22 protein-coding genes are annotated in these 17,310 nt (G+C 68.4%); 13 read left to right on the top strand and 9 right to left on the bottom strand.

The features are described 5' to 3' along the window. Positions 1–1,157: tetratricopeptide repeat protein (locus AZG88_RS46770; RefSeq protein WP_331712327.1), on the top strand; the 1,157-nt coding region annotated here is incomplete at its 5' end. A 14-nt stretch (positions 1,158–1,171) separates the two neighbouring features. Here the strand turns inward: AZG88_RS46770 and AZG88_RS46765 are convergent. Continuing rightward, positions 1,172–1,387 carry a hypothetical protein gene (locus AZG88_RS46765; RefSeq protein WP_025433623.1) on the bottom strand — a complete coding sequence of 72 codons (216 nt, stop codon included), beginning with the start codon at positions 1,385–1,387 and terminating at the stop codon, positions 1,172–1,174. Between the two features lie 212 nt (positions 1,388–1,599). On the opposite strand from AZG88_RS46765, the gene AZG88_RS46760 reads away from it, so the two are divergent. Both AZG88_RS46760 and AZG88_RS46755 read left to right on the top strand, forming a co-directional pair. Then, positions 1,600–2,367 carry a thiazole synthase gene (locus tag AZG88_RS46760; RefSeq protein ID WP_061044809.1) on the top strand — a complete coding sequence of 256 codons (768 nt, stop codon included), beginning with the start codon at positions 1,600–1,602 and terminating at the stop codon, positions 2,365–2,367. Between the two features lie 42 nt (positions 2,368–2,409). Further along, entirely contained in the window at positions 2,410–3,219 is an 810-nt protein-coding gene (locus AZG88_RS46755; protein WP_061044755.1) for an MBL fold metallo-hydrolase, read from the top strand. Positions 3,220–3,275: 56 nt separating this feature from the next. Here the strand turns inward: AZG88_RS46755 and AZG88_RS46750 are convergent, their stop codons facing one another. Together AZG88_RS46750 and AZG88_RS46745 are read right to left on the bottom strand one after the other, a co-directional pair. Continuing rightward, a complete protein-coding gene (locus tag AZG88_RS46750; protein WP_061044810.1) occupies positions 3,276–4,274 on the bottom strand; it encodes a PHP domain-containing protein in 999 nt (332 codons plus the stop codon). 45 nt (positions 4,275–4,319) lie between these two features. Continuing rightward, positions 4,320–5,195, bottom strand: coding sequence for a LysR family transcriptional regulator ArgP (locus AZG88_RS46745; RefSeq protein ID WP_061044756.1), 876 nt, complete (start codon positions 5,193–5,195; stop codon positions 4,320–4,322). A gap of 72 nt (positions 5,196–5,267) precedes the next feature. Here AZG88_RS46745 and AZG88_RS46740 point away from each other — a divergent pair, with 72 nt between their 5' ends. The 5 genes from AZG88_RS46740 to AZG88_RS46720 all read left to right on the top strand — a co-directional run bounded on the left by AZG88_RS46740 (position 5,268) and on the right by AZG88_RS46720 (position 8,158). Continuing rightward, complete coding sequence (locus AZG88_RS46740) at positions 5,268–5,888, top strand: LysE/ArgO family amino acid transporter (RefSeq protein ID WP_025433626.1); 621 nt, start codon at positions 5,268–5,270, stop codon at positions 5,886–5,888. Positions 5,889–5,946: 58 nt separating this feature from the next. Next, entirely contained in the window at positions 5,947–6,528 is a 582-nt protein-coding gene (locus AZG88_RS46735) for a hypothetical protein (protein ID WP_061044757.1), read from the top strand. Continuing rightward, complete coding sequence (locus AZG88_RS46730) at positions 6,528–6,938, top strand: TIGR03668 family PPOX class F420-dependent oxidoreductase (protein WP_025433627.1); 411 nt, start codon at positions 6,528–6,530, stop codon at positions 6,936–6,938. The genes AZG88_RS46735 and AZG88_RS46730 overlap by 1 nt, the downstream gene beginning before the upstream one ends. A 56-nt stretch (positions 6,939–6,994) precedes the next feature. Beyond that, positions 6,995–7,663 (top strand): SDR family oxidoreductase, encoded by a 669-nt coding sequence (locus AZG88_RS46725; RefSeq protein WP_061044759.1) that lies wholly within the window; start codon positions 6,995–6,997, stop codon positions 7,661–7,663. 153 nt (positions 7,664–7,816) lie between these two features. After that, positions 7,817–8,158 carry a hypothetical protein gene (locus tag AZG88_RS46720; protein WP_061044760.1) on the top strand — a complete coding sequence of 114 codons (342 nt, stop codon included), beginning with the start codon at positions 7,817–7,819 and terminating at the stop codon, positions 8,156–8,158. Positions 8,159–8,161: 3 nt separating this feature from the next. Here AZG88_RS46720 and AZG88_RS46715 read toward each other — a convergent pair whose 3' ends face one another. Further along, positions 8,162–8,812, bottom strand: coding sequence for a maleylpyruvate isomerase family mycothiol-dependent enzyme (locus AZG88_RS46715; RefSeq protein WP_061044761.1), 651 nt, complete (start codon positions 8,810–8,812; stop codon positions 8,162–8,164). 160 nt (positions 8,813–8,972) lie between these two features. Between AZG88_RS46715 and AZG88_RS46710 the strand changes: the two genes are divergently transcribed. Genes AZG88_RS46710 through AZG88_RS46700 form a run of 3 tightly spaced genes read left to right on the top strand, consistent with a single transcriptional unit; the run spans position 8,973 to position 11,001 of the window. Next, positions 8,973–9,836, top strand: a complete 864-nt coding sequence (locus tag AZG88_RS46710; RefSeq protein ID WP_061044762.1) for a TIGR04222 domain-containing membrane protein — start codon at positions 8,973–8,975, stop codon at positions 9,834–9,836. Next, positions 9,833–10,678: a DUF692 domain-containing protein gene (locus AZG88_RS46705; RefSeq protein ID WP_061044763.1), complete on the top strand. Its 846-nt coding sequence runs from the start codon at positions 9,833–9,835 to the stop codon at positions 10,676–10,678. Before AZG88_RS46710 ends, AZG88_RS46705 begins: the two co-directional genes overlap by 4 nt. Further along, positions 10,675–11,001, top strand: a complete 327-nt coding sequence (locus AZG88_RS46700; RefSeq protein ID WP_061044764.1) for a hypothetical protein — start codon at positions 10,675–10,677, stop codon at positions 10,999–11,001. The genes AZG88_RS46705 and AZG88_RS46700 overlap by 4 nt, the downstream gene beginning before the upstream one ends. Here the strand turns inward: AZG88_RS46700 and AZG88_RS46695 are convergent. Beyond that, positions 10,982–11,944, bottom strand: coding sequence for an alpha/beta fold hydrolase (locus tag AZG88_RS46695; RefSeq protein WP_061044765.1), 963 nt, complete (start codon positions 11,942–11,944; stop codon positions 10,982–10,984). The two genes, AZG88_RS46700 and AZG88_RS46695, sit on opposite strands and share 20 nt — an antisense overlap. 122 nt (positions 11,945–12,066) lie before the next feature. Here AZG88_RS46695 and AZG88_RS46690 point away from each other — a divergent pair, with 122 nt between their 5' ends. Beyond that, positions 12,067–12,822, top strand: a complete 756-nt coding sequence (locus tag AZG88_RS46690; RefSeq protein ID WP_061044766.1) for a GntR family transcriptional regulator — start codon at positions 12,067–12,069, stop codon at positions 12,820–12,822. A 13-nt stretch (positions 12,823–12,835) separates the two neighbouring features. Here the strand turns inward: AZG88_RS46690 and AZG88_RS46685 are convergent, their stop codons facing one another. Together AZG88_RS46685 and AZG88_RS46680 are read right to left on the bottom strand one after the other, a co-directional pair. After that, positions 12,836–13,537, bottom strand: a complete 702-nt coding sequence (locus tag AZG88_RS46685; RefSeq protein ID WP_061044767.1) for a phosphonatase-like hydrolase — start codon at positions 13,535–13,537, stop codon at positions 12,836–12,838. A gap of 41 nt (positions 13,538–13,578) precedes the next feature. Beyond that, positions 13,579–14,724: a TIGR03364 family FAD-dependent oxidoreductase gene (locus AZG88_RS46680; RefSeq protein ID WP_061044768.1), complete on the bottom strand. Its 1,146-nt coding sequence runs from the start codon at positions 14,722–14,724 to the stop codon at positions 13,579–13,581. 173 nt (positions 14,725–14,897) lie between these two features. Between AZG88_RS46680 and AZG88_RS46675 the strand changes: the two genes are divergently transcribed. Then, the gene (locus tag AZG88_RS46675) at positions 14,898–15,707 is read left to right on the top strand and encodes a CPBP family intramembrane glutamic endopeptidase (RefSeq protein ID WP_061044769.1); all 810 of its coding nucleotides are present in this window, start codon (positions 14,898–14,900) and stop codon (positions 15,705–15,707) included. A 15-nt stretch (positions 15,708–15,722) separates the two neighbouring features. Here AZG88_RS46675 and AZG88_RS46670 read toward each other — a convergent pair whose 3' ends face one another. Both AZG88_RS46670 and AZG88_RS46665 read right to left on the bottom strand, forming a co-directional pair. Continuing rightward, complete coding sequence (locus tag AZG88_RS46670; RefSeq protein WP_061044770.1) at positions 15,723–16,817, bottom strand: DUF6777 domain-containing protein; 1,095 nt, start codon at positions 16,815–16,817, stop codon at positions 15,723–15,725. 67 nt (positions 16,818–16,884) lie between these two features. Further along, positions 16,885–17,259, bottom strand: a complete 375-nt coding sequence (locus AZG88_RS46665) for a nuclear transport factor 2 family protein (protein ID WP_061044771.1) — start codon at positions 17,257–17,259, stop codon at positions 16,885–16,887. Positions 17,260–17,310: the final 51 nt, after the last annotated feature.

The following is a 17,310-nucleotide window of genomic DNA, read 5'->3' as shown; positions in this document are numbered from 1 at the left end:
TCCACCCCGATCCGGCCCGGCGCTTCGCGTCGGCCGAGGAGATGTCGACGCAGCTCGAGGGTGTCCTGCGCGAGGTGCGGGCCCAGCAGACCGGCCACCCGCAGCCGGGGTTGTCCCACCGGTTCAGCCCGCAGCGCACGACGTTCGGGACCGACCTCACGATCAGCCGCACCGACGTCTACGTCGACGGGCATCGCCGGGACGAGCGGATCAGCGCGATGAGTATCGTTCGGGCGCTGCCGATTCCGTTGGTGGACCCGGATGACCCTGCCGCTCCGCTGCTCTCCGTCGTCCACAGCCGACCGAGGGAACTCCTCGATTCATTGCACAGGGCGAAGGAGGCGGCGGACGACGGCGTGGCGTCCACGAGCATCGAGATCCCGCTCGCCGAAGTGCGCGCACACCTCGACCTCGGGCAGCCCCGTGATGCCGCCACCATTCTCGAATCCCTCGACCACCAACGCGAGGACACGTGGCGCGTCGACTGGCACACGGGACTGTGCGCGCTGGTGGGCGGCGACTTCGAGGCGGCGTTCACCCGATTCGATTCCGTCCTCACCGCGCTACCGGGCGAGGAAGCTCCGAAGCTCGCCCTCGCCGCGACGGCCGAGATGTGGTGCGAATACCGCTCCGGCGAGGACATCGGGCGGTGGCGCCGGACCGCCGAAAAGTATTACTGCACAGTGTGGCGCACGGATCACGGCGCGGTCAGTGCGGCGTTCGGACTGTCGCGGCAACTCGAGCACCGCGACGACCGGGCGGCTGCGGTGCAGGCGCTCGACGAGGTGCCACCGACGTCGCGGCACTATGCCGAGGCCCGGTTGACGAGTGTGCTGATGCTCGTCCACGATCGGCCCCTCGCCGAGGTGAGTGAACGGGATCTGCAGGAGGCGGCCCGGCGGGTCGAACTGCTCGCCCACGACGAGCGTCGCGCACTCCAGACCCGGGTGCTCGTCCTCGGCGTGGCCGTGGACTGGCTGCACGCCGGCGGCATCCCCGAGACGACGAGGATCCTCAGCGTGCCGTTCACCGAGCGCGGTCTGCGCACCGGGGCGGAGTCGGCGCTCCGGGCCCTCGCCCGCAAGGCACCCGAGCGCCGGCATCGGTACACGCTGGTGGATCTCGCAAACCTGATCCGCCCGACCACGTGGCTGTGACACCCGAACTCGAGTCACAGCACCCCGAATCCGATGTGCTCGCGGCCCCACCGGGCATTCCACGCCATCACCTGCATACGGTCGCTCAAAGCGTCACGGCTGCGGACCGTTTCGGCCAGCTGGCCCATGAGTTCGATGATGCGGCGCCGAGCGTCTTCCAGTTCCGTTGCCAGGCGCTCCTCCTCCCTCGACCTCGCGGTGCGGTTCCTGCTCGCGACCATGGTGTTCATCTCTACTCCGATCGTGACGCCGTGGCGTTGTCCACGGGGCTCATCGCACTGACAACTCTGGGGCATCTGGTACGGGTCCAGAAGGTCCAGAAAGACGGCGGGACAGGGGTCCAATCTGGACCTATGACGTAGCGCACAAGTGGTTCTGACGTCGGAGGCGATTCGATCGTAGGGTTCGAGTGCTCGCTGAAATCTCGACCGGAGAGGTACCCATGAGCTGTGACACCGACGCACTCACGATCGCGGGCCGGGACTTCTCGTCCCGTCTCGTCATGGGCACAGGCGGTGCGGCCAACCTCTCGGTGCTGGAAGACGCACTCGTCGCCTCGGGCACCGAACTGACGACGGTGGCGATGCGCCGAGTGGACGCCGCAGGGAGGACCGGGCTGCTCGAACTGCTGGATCGACTGGGTATCGCGTTGTTGCCGAACACAGCCGGCTGCCGAGGTGCCACGGAGGCCGTGCTGACCGCGCGCCTGGCCCGCGAGGCCCTGGGCACCAACTGGGTCAAGCTCGAAGTGATCGCCGACGAGCGCACGCTCCTGCCCGACGGAATCGAACTCGTCGCGGCGGCCGAACAACTCGTGGACGACGGATTCGTCGTGCTGCCCTACACCAACGACGACCCTGTCCTCGCGCAGCGCCTGGTCGATGCCGGGTGCGCCGCCGTGATGCCACTCGGGTCGCCGATCGGCACCGGGCTCGGCATCTCGAACCCCCGCAACATCGAGATGATCGTCGCGCGCACCGACATCCCGGTCATTCTCGACGCCGGGATCGGCACCGCGAGCGACGCAGCACTGGCGATGGAACTCGGCTGCGACGCCGTACTGCTCGCCACGGCGGTGACGAGAGCGTCGGACCCTCCGCTGATGGCCGCGGCGATGGCCGGAGCAGTCGCGGCGGGGCGCCGCGCCCGGAATGCCGGACGAATACCGAAACGGTTCTGGGCGCAGGCGTCGTCACCGGTCGCGGTGTAATCGGCCGTCCCACGAACGCCGACTCGGCTAGCGTGAGCCCCCATGCGGGTACACCACCTCAATTGCGGCTCGTTCTCCTCGGCGCTCATCGGGCGGTTGGTGTGCCATGTGCTGGCGTGCGAAACCGACGCGGGCATCGTGCTGGTCGACTCCGGCTTCGGGTTGGCGGACGTCGCCGATCCCACCGGACGCGTCGGCCGGTACGCGAACCGGATGGGCGCCCGGTTCCGGGAGTCGGAGACGGCGGTCCGCCGGCTCGAGAAGCTGGGCCTGAATCCCGCGGACGTGACCCACATCGTCGCAACCCATCTCGACTTCGACCACATCGGCGGCGTCGCCGACTTCCCGAACGCCACCCTGCACACCACCGCCGCGGAACGGGTGGCGTCGGAAGGACGTTCGTCGTTCCGGGAGAAGGTCCGGTACCGTCCCGCCCAGCTCACCCCCCAACCCACGCTGCACACCTACTCGGGGCCGGGCGAATCCGTGCTCGGGTTCTCCGACACCTACCCGATCGCCGGTGTCGGCGACCGCATCGTGCTCGTCCCGATGCCCGGCCACACCCGCGGTCACGCGGCGGTGGCCGTCGACACCGGCGAGAAGGGCTGGCTGCTACACGCGGGCGACGCGTTCTACCACCGCAGCACCGTCGCCGCCCCCGGACAGGTGTCGCCGGGAACCGAGGGTCGCGCCCTGCGGGTGATGGAAGAGCTGATCGCGGTAGATCGTTCGAAGATCCGCGGCAATCATCGCCGGCTCCGGCAACTGAACAATCAGGTGGCGCCGCGGGTGCGCGTCTTCTCCGCCCACGACCCGACACTGTTCGAGGAACTGGCCGGAGAGCGGGGCTAGGCCTTCGGCCCGTGCGTGGTTGACGAGTCCCTGCACTCGTCAACCACGCACGAGCGCTACTTTGCCCATTCCAGCAGGTCGTCGGCGGACCACGTGTTCACGACGCGGTCGGCCTCGACACCGCACCGCATCGCCCGCTCGCATCCGTACCCCTGCCAGGCGAGTTGCCCGGGGGCGTGCGCGTCGGTGTCGATCGAGAACAGGCACCCCACGTCGATGGCCAGATCGATGAGACGGCTCGGCGGGTCGCGGCGTTCGGGACGGCTGTTGATCTCGACGGCTGTGCCGTTGTCGCGGCAGGCGGTGAACACCTGCTCCGCGTCGAACGTCGACTCCGGCCTGGTTCCGCGCCCGCCTTCGACGAGGCGGCCGGTGCAATGCCCCAGCACGTCCACCAGCGGATTCTCCACCGCCCGGACCATCCGGCGGGTCATCGCCCCGCGCTCCGCCCGCAACTTGGAGTGCACGCTGGCGACGACGATGTCGAGTTCGTCGAGCAGATCCGGATCCTGGTCGAGTGAACCGTCGTCGAGGATGTCGACCTCGATGCCGGTGAGGATGCGGAACGGTGCCAGTTCCTCGTTCAGCTCGGCGATCACCTCCAGCTGAGAACGCAACCGCTCCGCCGACAGCCCATTCGCGACCGTCAGACGCGGGGAATGGTCTGTCAGAGCACAGTATTCGTGACCCAGAGCGGCCGCGCTGCGCATCATCTCGTCGATGGGGCTGCCGCCGTCCGACCAGTCCGAGTGCGTGTGCAGGTCGCCTTTCAGCGCCTCCCGAAGCGCACCGCCGCCGATGGGCTCAGCGTTCTCCCGTAGTTCCGCGAGATAGACGGGCACGCCGTCGAGCGCCTCCCGGATCACGGTGGCCGTCTTGGGTCCGATGCCGGGCAGGTCCTTCCAGCTGTCGGTGCGCTGCCGGACGTCCCGCTGCTCCTCGGACAGTTCGGACACCACGTCGGCCGCGCGGCGGTACGCCTTCACACGATGCGTCTCCGCACGCGACCGCTCGAGCCAGAACGCTGTCTCTCGCAAGGCCTGCACCGGGTCCATCGGGCTGTCGGCGTCCATGTCTCCAGTGTTGCGCCCACCCGGACGTCACCGCAACGCTTCGCGCGCCCCGTCCCGGACCGCGGTGGTGAGCGCCGCGAGGATCGGCGAGTCCAACTTCCACCGCTGCCAGTACAGCGGGACGTCGATCGGGCGGGACGGGTCGAGTTCGACGAGCCCGTGGTCGTCGCCGGTGTGCAACTCCGGCAGCAGTCCCCAGCCCAGTCCGTGGCGGACGGCGTCGGAGAATGCCGAAGACCCGGGAACGAAATGCCGCGGCGGCTGCAGTCGGCGCCGTGTGAATCCGCGCAGGAACCGGGCCTGCAGTTCGTCCTTGCGGTCGAAGTCGAGCATCGGTGCCACTGCGAGGGCGTCCGGTGCCGGGCCGTCGGGGAGCCAGCGTTCGGCGTAGTCGCGGCTGCAGAGCGCGCGGTACCGCATCGACCCCAGCTTCTCCACGGTGCAGCCCTGCACCGCCTCCGGGACGGACGTCACCGCGGCCATCACCGTGCCCTCCTTCAGCAGGGTGGTCGAGTGGAATTCGTCTTCCCGATGCAGATCGAACAGCGCCCGATGCTCCGGCGCCAGGCGGGCGAGTGCCGGAATCATCCACGTGGACAGCGAATCCGCGTTGACGACCAGCGACAAAGTGCTCGTCGTCGCCTCCTCGGGATTGAGGGACGACATCGCCTCGCGCTCGAGGTGGGCCATCTGGCGGGCGAGCGTGAGCACGACGTGACCGGACTCGGTGGCCCGGACCGGCTTGGCCCGCTGCACCAGGACGCGCCCGACCTGCTGCTCGAGTGCCTTGATCCGCTGGCTCACCGCGGACGGCGTGATGTGCAGTACCCGGGCCGCGGCGTCGAACGTGCCTTCGTCGATCACGGCAGCGAACGTGCGGAGAGAAGCCAGGTCCAGGTCCATATGAAGCAATGCTAATGGCAATGAAGGATAATTAGCTGGATTGATGGCCTCGGGCTTCGTAGCGTGGTTCTCATGCACCTCACCCCTGCCTTGCTCACGGCGGCGGCCGGCTTCGGTACCGGCCTGTCGCTGATCGTCGCGATCGGCGCGCAGAACGCGTTCGTCCTGCGACAGGGGATCGCGCGCAGGCACGTCCTGCCGGTGGTCGTGCTGTGCGCGGTATCGGACGCCGTCCTCATTGCCGTCGGGATCAGCGGGATCGGCGCGGTACTCGCGCACGCTCCCGCCGCCATCACCGTGATCCGGTGGGCGGGTGCGGCATTCCTCGTCTCCTACGCGGTGCTCGCCGCTCGCCGCGCCCTTCGCCCCGGAACGCTCGATGCCACGCAGGAAATCGGATCGGCGACCCTCGCGACGTCGATCCTCACCTGCCTCGCACTCACGTGGCTCAACCCGCACGTGTACCTCGACACGGTGCTGATGCTCGGCTCGGTGGCCAACAACCAGGGCGATTCGGGCCGGTGGCTGTTCGGCCTCGGTGCCGCCACCTCGAGCGTCGTCTGGTTCCTCGCGCTCGGCTACGGCGCCCAGTTCCTGCACCGCGTGTTCGCCCGCCCCGGCGCGTGGCGCGTGCTCGACGCCGGGATCGCCGCATTGATGCTCACCCTCGGCATCACCCTCGTCGCCAGTTAGTCACCATCTAGTCAACATTTGGTTGACAATGCGACTCGTGTCAACCAATACTTGACGCATGCCGGACGCCGCGCTCACTCAACTGCTGTCGGACGCGATCGCCAAGGCGGACCCCGAGATCGACCCAGGGCTGGACCACGACCCCGCGGCCTACCTGGCGCTCGTCCGGCTCACCTCGCAGGCACGGGAGTCGGTCGACGAACTGCTGGTCTCCGCGATCGCCGCCGCGCGCTCCGCCGGGCACAGCTGGGACACGGTCGGCGCCGCACTCGGCATGTCGCGGCAGGCGGCGCAACAACGCTTCGGCAAGCGGATCGGCGACGCCCCCGACGCGGACCCGGACGGCCGGACCCGCCGGCTCACCCCGCTCACCGCGTTCAACGAGATGCACATCCTCAACCACGCCGGCACGTACGGCTGGCACTCCGTCGGGTTCGGCACCCTGTTCCACACCGTCCGCAAGTCCGAGGAGCAGTGGGAGCACACCCGCGTGTCGGCGCCGGCGAGCCGTCAGAAACTCGAGGCCGACGGCTGGCAGAAGGTCGGGACGCTGTGGTTCCCCTGGGCATACTTCAAGCGCCCGTTGGGTATTCCCGCCCTCCCGGAACCGGTGAGCGGCGACTACCTGATGGAGCCGTGATGGACGCCGTCGCGCGATTCGCGGCCGCCCGCATCGCGCGGCTCGCCACGGTCGGGGCCGACGGGGTGCCGCACCTCGTCCCGCTCGTCTTCGCGCTCGACTCCGACACGATCTATTCCTGCGTCGACCACAAACCGAAGCGCACCACGGCATTACGGCGCCTGACGAACATCGCGGCCAACCCCGCCGTCACCCTGCTCGTGGACCACTACGACGAGAACTGGGACCACCTGTGGTGGGTGCGGGTCGACGGTCGGGCCGAGGTCCTCACAGCCGACTCCCCGGAGGGCGGCGCCGCGATCGACGTCCTCGCCGCGAAATATCCACAGTACGTCGACCGCCGCCCGGACGGACCGGTGATCGCGATCCACGACCTGTCGTGGCACCACTGGAGTGCCTTCGGCCCGTGAGTACTTGTTAACCGCCCGCGGTTAACAAGTACTCACAGGGCGCTAGCCTCGACAGCATGCCCACAGCCCTGATCACCGGCGCGAGCCGTGGCCTCGGAGCCGCCATCGCCCGCGAACTCGCACCGACCCACGACCTCCTGCTCGGCGCCCGATCTGCCGGATCGCTGACCGGCATTCTCGACGAACTGCCGGACGCCACGCCCTGGCCGGTCGAGGTGACCGATTACGACGCGCTGGCGGCCGCGTGCACCCCGATCGAACGGCTCGACGTGCTCGTCCACAACGCCGGCGTCGCCGATCTCGCGACCGTCGCGGAGTCGACCGTCGAACAGTGGCGGCACACGCTCGAGGCGAACGTCATCGCGGTGGCCGAACTGACACGACTGCTGCTGCCCGCCCTCCGCGCCGCGGGTGGGCACGTCGTCCTGATCAACTCGGGCGCCGGGCTCCGCGCGAACGCCGGCTGGGCGTCGTACGCGGCGAGCAAATTCGCCCTGCGGGCGTTCGGGGACGCACTGCGGCTCGAGGAACCGTTACTGCGCGTCACGTCAATTCACCCCGGGCGGATCGACACCGATATGCAGCGCACCATCGTGGCCGGCGAAGGCGACGAATACCGGCCGGAGAAGTATCTGCAGCCGTCGACGGTCGCAAAAGCCGTGCGCAACGCGGTGGAGACACCGAGTGACGCGCACCCCACAGAAGTCGTGCTGAGGGTGCGCTGACAGCGAAGAAACCTGCGTGAGATAGATCACAGATTGATCTCACAGAAAGGCTTTAAGCTGCTCACAATTAGTCGCCCTACAGTTCTTCTCATCAGCAGAGGCCGCAAACGTGAGTCAGGATGAACGAGCTGACTCCCAGGAGGTATCCCCACGATGAACACCGACCAGCGTATGCACAGCGACACCGTCGTCGCCGTCGACGGCGACGTCTTCGCGACGATGTTCACTCTCGATCTCGGTGACGGCGAGGTCGATCGCGAGGCAGTCGAGCGGATTTACGCCGGCGACTTCGACGAGTGGATCGAGGCGGCAGCGCGGTCGGGTCTGTTCACGCCCCAGGCGGTCGCGAGCCTGGTTCAGACGTGGCAGGACAACCCGAAGGCCTTGTTCGACGCTCTGCTCGTCGATGCGGACGAGATGACCCACAAGCGCTACGCGATCATCTGGGACGCGCTCGACGACGCCGACACGTTCGAGAACGTCGAGTACGCCTGACGATCAGAACGGCCACGCAGGCACGGGCGGCAGCCCCTCCCGCGTGGGGCGCCCGATAACCCACGCCAGCAGTCCGGTGCGCGGAAGTTCCGGCACCCCGACGTCCGGATACCGGGCCGCCAGCGCGGGCACCTCCGATTCCAGTGTGTGCTCCACGAAGGTCCCCGGCCAGTCGGCCGCCGAGTAGTCGAGCCCCAGGTCGACGTGGTGGATTTCGAGCTCGCGCCACCGCAGCACCGGCACCTGCCGCGCCGGCACCTGCCGACGCCAGTTCACCGGCGTCTCGTACAGATCTTCGGTGATCCGGCGTAACGACTCGATCACCCGCCGTCCCGCGAAGCGGAAATCGGCCACCAGCAGTTCGGCCGGACGTCCGGCCCCCTCCTCGATCGCCGCGGCCCGCGCGGCCGGACCTCCCGGGTACATCTCGGGTGCGGCCTCGCCGGTGATCACCCCGACGGCGAACCGGTTGAGCGCGTCCGCGTTCCTCGCGAGGTGCGTGACGACGTGCCCCCGGCTCCACCCCGGCAGCAGCGACGGCTCCCGCGCCTGCTCGTCGGTCAACCCCGCCAGCGTCGCCTCCACCGTCCTGTGCGATTCGGCAACCGCATCGAGCAGTTCGGCATACGACAGTGCGGCAGGCGGCGATGTCATGCAGACGATGCTAGGCGATGCCACCCACAGCCCACCCCACGACGAATCCCAGGATCTCGATAACGGAACGGTGACGATCGGTACCCGGCGGGTGCAAATCGGACAATCGTACCGATACTGAGATCGACTGTCGGACAACGTGGTTGAAAGGTGGTGTGTGATGTACAACGAATCCGCTACATGGGGGATACCGAGCGAGACCTTTCTGGTGATCTACGTCACCGCCGCCCTGGTCGCGGTCGGGCTGGCGGTGTTCCTCCGGTCCCGGGGCACCGCGCCCGCCCCGACCGCCGGTATTCGTCTCGATCCGGTGCAGGCCGGGATGCTGACCAGCGACGATCGCGCCGTCGCCGCCTCCCTGACGCTGCTGCGGGGAGCTGACCTGATCTCCGCCGACGGGACGATCCTGCGGGGGTGGGGAGTCGCGGACAACGCCCTCGGATCGTTCACGCGGGCCGTCTACGACGAACTCGCCTCCGGGCGCAGCGCCCTCGGCAACCTGCGGCTCCCGGGCCGGTTGCAGGCCCCGCTCGACCACCTGCGGGCCACCCTGGTCGCGCAGGGGCTGCTCACCGGACCCGAGCAGAAGGCCTGGAATCGGCGCGCGACCCTCCCGATCCTCGTCGTCGTGGCCATCGGCGTCGCACGCCTCGTCGCCGGGTTCGCCGGCGGCAAGCCGATCGGCTTCCTGCTGGTCGCGGTGGTTCTGCTCTCGGCCTCGCGGGAGCTCGTTCGCCGGACCGGCCGCAGGACGCCCCAGGGCACTGCGGAGCTCACCCGGCTGCGCCGCACACATTCCTACCTGGCGCCGCGGATGCGCCCGTCGCTCACCGCGTACGGTCCGACGCCGATCGCACTGTCGACGGCACTGTTCGGGATGGGGGCCGCCGGCCTGTTCTCCCCCGGTTTCGCGAGCGCGGCCGGTATCTCCGACAGCGGCAGCGGTGACGGCGGCAGCAGCGGCGGCGACAGCTCCTGCGGCGGCGGTGGAGGCTGCGGCGGCGGTGGGGGGTGCGGGGGATGACCGCCCTGATCGAGCCCGGCCTCGGCATCGGCTGGCGGCCGGAGATCTGCGGGATCATCGACCGGCTCGACGGGCTGCGGTTCTGCGAGGTGATCGCCGAATCGCTGCCCGTCCGCCGGCGCGGAGTCGGCGTTCCCGACGAACTGCGGTCGCTGGGGGTTCCCGTCGTCCCGCACGGCATCTCGCTGTCGCTGGGTGGCGCGGACGGCGTCGAGCAGCACCGGATCGACCATCTCGCGCGGTGCGCCGACGCGCTCGGTGCGCCGCTCGTCAGCGAGCACGTCGCGTTCGTGCGGGCGGGCGGTCTCGAGGCCGGGCACCTGCTGCCGGTGCCGCGCTCGGCGGAAGCCCTGGACGTGCTGGTGCGCAACGTCCGGCGCACGCAGGAGTGCCTGCCGGTGCCCCTGGCCATGGAGAACATCGCGGCCCTGTTCGACTGGCCGGACGACGAATACTCCGAGGGTGAGTTCCTGGCCGAGCTCGTCGAACGCACCGGCGTCCACCTGTTGCTGGACGTCGCCAACGTCTACGCGAACGCCCGCAACCGCGGCCTCGACGCCGGTCAGGAACTCCGGCGGCTTCCCCTCGAACGCGTGGCGTACTGCCACGTCGCCGGGGGATCCGAACGGGACGGCGCGTATCACGACACCCACACCGACCCGGTGCCCGACGGGGTGCTGGACCTGGTCCGGCAGTGGGCACCCGAGGGTCCCCCCGCGATGATGCTCGAGCGCGACGGTAACTACCCGCCCGCCCGGGAGTTGTTCGACGAGTTGGATGCGATCGCGGATGCGGCCGGGTTCGACCGGGTCACCGGCGGCGCCGTGCGGAGTCGGCCGTGACCGGGCTGGCGGAGCGGCAGGCAGCATTGGTCCGCGCTCTCGTCGCAGTGGGCGGGCTGCCGGAGGGATTCGACCGCGACGCGATCGGCACCGCATCGAAGGCCTTGCTCCGCAAGCGGTCCGGGGAAGTGGGCGATCACCTTCCCCACGTCCGCGCAACCCTCGGCGACCGGTTCTTCGCGCTGTTCGCTGCCTGGGCCGCGGGCAGGCCGAAGGTGAGCACCCACGCGGACGCCGAGGCGTTCACCGCGTACCTCGAGTCGATCGGTGAACTGCCCGAACAGAGTCGCCGTCGTCGCCTGTTCAGCCCGCGACGAACCTGAGCAGCAGCTCGTTCACCTCTTCGGGTCGTTCCTGCTGGACGAAGTGGCCGGCGCCCTCGACGAGATGGATTCCGCGCAGGTCGGGGACGGTGTCGCGCATCCGGTCGAGGGCCTGCGCACCACTCATCGCGAGGACGGGATCGTGCACGCCGGCCACGAACAGCGTCGGCACCTCGATGTCGGCTCCGGCGAGACCCCCGGAGCGTTCCCAGTTGGCGTCGTACGCCCGGTACCAGTTCAGTCCGCCGGTGAATCCCGTCCGGGTGAAGACCTTCACGTAGTGGTCGAACTCGTCCTCCGTCAGCCACGACCACGGCAGGGGTGGGGCTTCCGGCAACACGTCCAGGTAACCGTTGCCGTCCGAAGGGTGCTGCCAGATGTCCAGATAGCGGTAAGCGCCCGACAACGCGTAGAACAGCCGCTGCAGGAATCCGCGGGGATCGGCGTCGAGTTCGCGGTCGGCGACACCCGGTTCCTGGAAGTAGTGGATGTGCAGGAAGTGCTTGCGCGCCATCGACGCATAGAGCTCCGACGGTCGCAGCGGGAACCGGTCGGGTGCGTAGGGGACAGCCAGTAGCACCAGCCCGGACACGCGTGCGCGGTGACGCAGTGCGACGGTCCATGCGACCGGCGCGCCGAAGTCGTGGCCGACGAACACGGCACGCTCGTGACCGAGCGTGTCGAGCAGACCGATCAGCGCGTCCGCCACTCGCTCGTTCGTGTAGTCGTCGATGTCGCGGGGCACGTCGGTGCCGCCGTAGCCGGGCATGTCCGGGGCGATTGCGCGGTACCCGGAAGCCGCGAGGGCCCGCATCTGATGTCGGTAGCTGTAGCCGAGGCCCGGGAATCCGTGGCACAGGACGACGGGTGGGCCGTCTCCCAGTTCGGTAATCTGCCAACGGAATCCGTCGACCGTGACGATCCGCTCCGTCGACGACGCCATGCTCCGCATCCCTCCACCGGCTGGAACGTGTTCTCGCAATGTAGCGTAGCGACGACGCCATTAGAATGCACCTGGCTCACAGTGGCGATCGTCGACCGACCGGGGAAGTGGAGTGATGCGCAATGGTGGAGGCACGCTCCCGCCATGAGTTCGTCGCACTCCAGCTCCGGCAGCGCATCATGCAGCGGCAGTACGCGGTGGGTGAGTCGCTCCCCAGCGAAAGCATGCTGTGCGCGGAGTTCGAGGTGTCTCGCGGTCCCGTGCGCCAGGCTCTGGCGACGTTGAAGAACGAGGGGCTGATCCTGCTGTCCCAGGGGAAGCCTGCCGTGGTGCGAAGCCACGACATCACGCAGACCCTGGACACGTTCACCCCGTTCTCCCAGTGGGCACGTCGCACCGGCCGCGCCGCGGGGAGCCGCACGCTCGAGATCTCACGTCGCCGGGTGTCCGAACCTGCTGCCGGCGCATTGGGATTGACCACGGACGACTTCGTCGTCGAGGTGCTCCGCGTCCGGCTGCTGGACGGCGAACCGACGATGATCGAGCGGAGCACGTTCACCGAGCGGGTCGGCTCCCTGCTGTTCGAGTTCGACATCGACACCGGATCGATCACCGACTACCTCACCTCCCGCGGCGTCCGCTTCGAATCGATGGAGCATGTGCTCGACGCCGTCGCCGCGACCGGGGTCGACGCCGAGAATCTCGGGATCGACCCCGGCAGCCCGTTGCTTCGGGAACGTCGGACGTCGCGGGATCAGCACGGCGACACGTTCGAGTACGCGGACGATCGGTACCGTCCCGACCTCGTCGCCTTCAGCATCGTGAACGCCCGCACCATCGACCCCCGACTTCCGTCGGACGACGGCAACGGAAGTTAGCCGGCCGCCGGCATCAGGCGTTGCGCAGTTCGGCGAGCAGACCGGGCAGGTCCGCGACACTGTCGAGAACGTGGGTGGCCCCGGCCTCGGCCAGCTGGGTGGCGTCGTGGGCACCGGTGAGCACGCCCACGGAGGCGAGCGCTCCGGCGCGGAGGCCGGTGGTGACGTCCGACGTGGTGTCGCCGAGCACCACCATGGACTGCACGGACGGGGCGCCGGTGCGCATCAACGCGGTCAACGCCAGGTCCGGGAAGGGGCGGCCGCGGACGCCGTCTCCGGGGCACAACACGACGTCGGCGACGTCCTGCCAGCCGAGCGCGCGGATGATCGACATCTGCGTTTCGCGCGCGAACCCGGTGGTGAGCGCCGTCTTGATGCCCTGCTCACGCAGCGAGCCGAAGAGTTCCTCGGCGCCGGGGACGGCGCTGCACCGGCCGTCGTCGACGAGTTGCGAGTAGCAGCGTTCGAATTCTTTGTTCGCCGCCTGCGCCTGCTCCTCGTTTCCGCCGCTGAGATGGCGGAAGACGACGATCTTGGACTGGCCCATGGTGTCGGAGACGTAGTCGAGCATCCGCCGGCGCTCCTCGTCGGTCTTCGACAGTCCGGCATGCGCGTCCGCGGCGAGGAAGGACTGCTGGACCAGCCCGCTGTCCTCGACGGTGGTGCCTGCCATGTCGAAGACGACGAGGCTGATGTCCCGGTGATGTGTTCCCATTGTCTGGTTCCTCTCGGAGTTCGGTGAGTGTGGTTGTGCTGCTACGCCATTACCGGCAGGGTTTCGCGGCCGAAGACGTGGTCGATGCGGTCCTTCGCCAGGCCCATGCTGGTGGTCATGCCGATCCCGGTGGTCACGGTGACGATGTGCACGCCGTCGATCGGCTCCTCGATCAGGAATTCCGAACCGGGAGCCGAGCTGTACACGCCCTGCCAGCGTTCGGTGACGGTGACGTCCGAGACGCCGAAGAGGGCGGCGGCTTCACGGATCAGCACCTCGAACCCCTTCTCCGACTGGAACGGCTCGGCCGAGATCTCGCGGATGTGAGTGTCGCCCATCAGGATCGAACCATCGGGCTGTGGTGTGTACATTTGGTGGAGGTCGAGGTCGACGTAGTCGGGGTACTCGTCGCGGAGCCGTGCCGCGAGCGCCGCGGTCGCGGGAAGCTTCTCGAAACCGCTGTACCGCACGAGCGACCAGCCCGTGAACAGGGGTGCGGGCAACGGCGCGGACAACGGAATCCTCGCGCGCATCATGTGGAGCCGGCACCGCAGGAGTCCCGCGCGCTCGGCCGGCTCCGGGAACAGGCGGTCGATGTCGTAATTGACGGTGACGAACACCGTCCCCGCGCGCAGATCGCCCCGCGAGGTGTGGACGACTCCGGTCTCGAAACCGGTTGCGGCGGTCCGCCAGAAGAAGTCGACACCCGACGCTTCGAGCCACTGCGCGATGGCGGGGGCCGCTTCCCGCGGGTTCACCTGGAGGTCGTCGGCCATGTACATGCCCCCGACGACGCGGTCGCCGACGATGGGTAACGCGCCGAGGATCCGGTCGCGGGACAGCAGTTCCGCTTCGACCGGTCCGCGTACGTCCGCGAACTCGGTCATGACGGCCAGCTCGTCGTCATGCCGTGCTACGCAGTATGTTCCGGACTCGGCAGACCAGAACCCGGCCTTACGTGCCAGGTCGAGCCAGTGCTCCCGGCCCGCTCGGGCGTAGTCGCGAGCGACGCCCGACTGGGCGGTGATGCAGGCGTGGCCGAAGTTCTGGACGGACGCGCCCGCCACCCGGTCGGCATGATCGATCACCGCCACCGACAGACCCCGATTCGCCGCGTGGTACGCGTGAGCGAGGCCGACGATTCCGGCACCGACAACCACCACGTCGTAGCGTCGTTGATGTGTCATGGATCCCACTGTGAACCGAGGACTCCAACATGTCAATACAAGTTGGTGGAATTCACCGCAGGTATATATAAGTTTCCTTCCGTTAACCGTGCGTTGGGTGGGTCGAGTGGTACGGGCCGGCCGTCTCTGCGACGATGACATTCCGTATCCACCCACCTCAGAAGGGTTAATCGATGAGTGGTGCTACCGATCCGAGTCCGGCGCCCGTGCACGAATCGCCGTCGGCGAACGATCGTTTCGGCCACTTGATCGAGCGCCGCGACGGCGTCGACTTCCCCTTCTACAACGGGGTTCCCGCGGCACTGTCGGTGCGGCAGTGGGTGCTGGTGTGGGCGTCCGTCGCCGTCGGCTTCGCCGCCCTGATCCTCATCCCTCAGCCGAACAACTTCGTGGCGCTGATTCCGCGAATCCTGTTCGTCGCCATCCCGCTCGGAGTGCTGGCGCGAGTGACGCGCGAGCACTGGAAGGCGCTGTTTCGCAGAGTGAGCGGCCGCGACGTCCTCACGATGATCGGTTTCGCGCTGCTCAACCTGGCCGTCTCGGCCGGGCTGGCGTTGATCGTGCAATCCCTGTTCGACGTAGCGTCCAACGAGGCCGTCGACGATGCGGGCAAGGCGAGTGCGCTCGACACCGTCGCGTTCTACGTGGGCACCGGTATCCAATTGGTCGGCGAAGAAGTGTTCACCATGATCCCGTTTCTCGCGGTCATGTACTTCCTGTTCGCCAAGGCCAAGCTGTCTCGCAAGACGGCGATCGTCGTGGCCTGGCTGCTCAGTGCCGTGTGGTTCGGCGCTGCCCACCTGCAAACCTACGACTGGAACTTCGCTCAGGCATTCATCGTGATCGGCGGGGCCCGACTGGTTCTCACGCTCGCCTACATCCGCACCAAGAACCTGTGGGTCTCGACGGGCGCGCACATCATCAACGACTGGACGCTCTTCACCCAGGCGATTGTCCTCAACGCGGCCCTTTTCGCCCTCTAGCCGGGAGCCCGACCGTCAGTTGGGAATGGGGATGACGATGGGCGGCAGGCCCGGTATCTGCACCTGAATCTGCTGTGGCGGTGCGGGCGGCGCCGGAGCGGGGGCCGGGGGATAGTTCACCGGCGGCTCTGGCGCGGGCGGTGGGGGAGGCGGTGGCGGTGGCGGCGCGGGCGGTGGGGGCGGCGGCGCTGCCGGTTCGGGTGCCGGCGCGGGCCGCGGAGCCGCCTGCTGCACCACCGCAGGCGGTGGTGAATCCACCACCGGCGCCTGGGCTTCCACGGGTGCCACCGGATTCGGGCGCTCTGCCGGCTGCTGCGGGCCGGAACCGATCGGCACCGGCGACAGTCCACCGGTCATCAGATCCACCACGGTCACTTCGGTCATCGCCAGGTTGGAGGGCTGCACGACGTACAACCTGTCCTGTTGGAAGCCCGGCCACGGATCACCCTGCACGTCCGCGTTCTCGTTCACCACCGGGGAGAGCAGTGGGCTTCCGCGCACACATCGGACGCGGGGAACGCCGTGGTCGTCGATCAGCACGATGGTCCCCGCCTCGAGGACGGACTGGAACGCGCTCGCATGCCCGTCGTCGAAGCCGTGGTTGGTGACACGGGTATCTGCACGGAGCAGCACCGGTGTCAGGGTACGGACGTAATTCCGCACGTCGTCGACCTGGAACACACTCGACCAGGCCTGCAGCCTCGCCGGATCCTGCTCGAGGTCGTCGACGAGACGCTGCCGGTCGCAGAGCACTCGGTCGGGGCTTCCGCCGTAGAGGCCGGCACGGTCGCCGATCACCCGGATCCCGGCGGCGCGGGGTTCGCTCGGCAGGTCGGTGCCCGGCGGACCGAACGGAACCGTCGTCGGCGTCTGCGGCGGAAGCAGCACTTCCGTCCACGGAAGTTGCCCGTTGTCGGTGGCCCGGTCCAGGTCGACCGGGTCGGGGTTGGACCCTGAACCCGAGGAGCACGCCACGAGCACCGCGGCGGTCAGGGCCCCGGCGACCGCCAGCCAGCTACGCGGTGCGCGCCCGGGGCGCGTACCGGCTCGAACGACTGCTGTGCGTCGGGCACGCCGTGCGGCCTGCCCGGCGACGTCGGTGGCCACCACGCCATGGTAAGCACAGTCGCTGATCAGCCGGGCCGTATTGCGGTGTGGTTGCCGGCCCGGCAATCGGTCAGCTGGTGATCATGTCCTCCTGCGACCAGAACGCCCGCATCGACGTGATCTTCCCGTCGTCGTCGAAGGTCATGACATCGATCGGGGCGATTTCGAGCTTCTGCTCACCCAGATCGGTGACGAGGGAGAAGTGGAACGCCGCCGAGTTGCCGGCGATCTTCAGGGTCAGGAGCTCGCCGGTCTGCTTCAGGGGTTCGATCACGCCGTAGAACTCGCGCAGCGATTCCACCGACGTCCGCGGCTCCGTGCCCACGGGATCCTCCACGGTGGCGCCCTCGGCGTACAGCGCGACGACGTCGTCGACGGTCCCGGTGGCCACCGCCTCGATGTACCTTTCGACGGTCTTGCGGATGTCTTCTGCGGACGGTGCCATGATGCGAACTCCTCAGTCGAATAGAACGTGTTCTAGCCTGGAGAGTAGCGC

Source organism: Rhodococcus sp. LB1, from assembly GCF_001583455.1.
In the GTDB taxonomy this organism is placed as follows: Bacteria; Actinomycetota; Actinomycetes; order Mycobacteriales; family Mycobacteriaceae; genus Rhodococcus_F; species Rhodococcus_F opacus.
This window is presented reverse-complemented; position numbering and strand designations above follow the sequence as displayed.

Excerpts from the sequence above, each read along its gene's own strand:
- AZG88_RS46765 (WP_025433623.1), bottom strand. The coding sequence starts at position 1,387 with ATGAACACCATGGTCGCGAGCAGGAACCGCACCGCGAGGTCGAGGGAG.
- AZG88_RS46760 (WP_061044809.1), top strand. The coding sequence starts at position 1,600 with ATGAGCTGTGACACCGACGCACTCACGATCGCGGGCCGGGACTTCTCG.
- AZG88_RS46755 (WP_061044755.1), top strand. The coding sequence starts at position 2,410 with ATGCGGGTACACCACCTCAATTGCGGCTCGTTCTCCTCGGCGCTCATC.
- AZG88_RS46750 (WP_061044810.1), bottom strand. The coding sequence starts at position 4,274 with ATGGACCCGGTGCAGGCCTTGCGAGAGACAGCGTTCTGGCTCGAGCGG.
- AZG88_RS46745 (WP_061044756.1), bottom strand. The coding sequence starts at position 5,195 with ATGGACCTGGACCTGGCTTCTCTCCGCACGTTCGCTGCCGTGATCGAC.
- AZG88_RS46740 (WP_025433626.1), top strand. The coding sequence starts at position 5,268 with ATGCACCTCACCCCTGCCTTGCTCACGGCGGCGGCCGGCTTCGGTACC.
- AZG88_RS46735 (WP_061044757.1), top strand. The coding sequence starts at position 5,947 with ATGCCGGACGCCGCGCTCACTCAACTGCTGTCGGACGCGATCGCCAAG.
- AZG88_RS46730 (WP_025433627.1), top strand. The coding sequence starts at position 6,528 with ATGGACGCCGTCGCGCGATTCGCGGCCGCCCGCATCGCGCGGCTCGCC.
- AZG88_RS46725 (WP_061044759.1), top strand. The coding sequence starts at position 6,995 with ATGCCCACAGCCCTGATCACCGGCGCGAGCCGTGGCCTCGGAGCCGCC.
- AZG88_RS46720 (WP_061044760.1), top strand. The coding sequence starts at position 7,817 with ATGAACACCGACCAGCGTATGCACAGCGACACCGTCGTCGCCGTCGAC.
- AZG88_RS46715 (WP_061044761.1), bottom strand. The coding sequence starts at position 8,812 with ATGACATCGCCGCCTGCCGCACTGTCGTATGCCGAACTGCTCGATGCG.
- AZG88_RS46710 (WP_061044762.1), top strand. The coding sequence starts at position 8,973 with ATGTACAACGAATCCGCTACATGGGGGATACCGAGCGAGACCTTTCTG.
- AZG88_RS46705 (WP_061044763.1), top strand. The coding sequence starts at position 9,833 with ATGACCGCCCTGATCGAGCCCGGCCTCGGCATCGGCTGGCGGCCGGAG.
- AZG88_RS46695 (WP_061044765.1), bottom strand. The coding sequence starts at position 11,944 with ATGGCGTCGTCGACGGAGCGGATCGTCACGGTCGACGGATTCCGTTGG.
- AZG88_RS46690 (WP_061044766.1), top strand. The coding sequence starts at position 12,067 with ATGGTGGAGGCACGCTCCCGCCATGAGTTCGTCGCACTCCAGCTCCGG.
- AZG88_RS46685 (WP_061044767.1), bottom strand. The coding sequence starts at position 13,537 with ATGGGAACACATCACCGGGACATCAGCCTCGTCGTCTTCGACATGGCA.
- AZG88_RS46680 (WP_061044768.1), bottom strand. The coding sequence starts at position 14,724 with ATGACACATCAACGACGCTACGACGTGGTGGTTGTCGGTGCCGGAATC.
- AZG88_RS46675 (WP_061044769.1), top strand. The coding sequence starts at position 14,898 with ATGAGTGGTGCTACCGATCCGAGTCCGGCGCCCGTGCACGAATCGCCG.
- AZG88_RS46665 (WP_061044771.1), bottom strand. The coding sequence starts at position 17,259 with ATGGCACCGTCCGCAGAAGACATCCGCAAGACCGTCGAAAGGTACATC.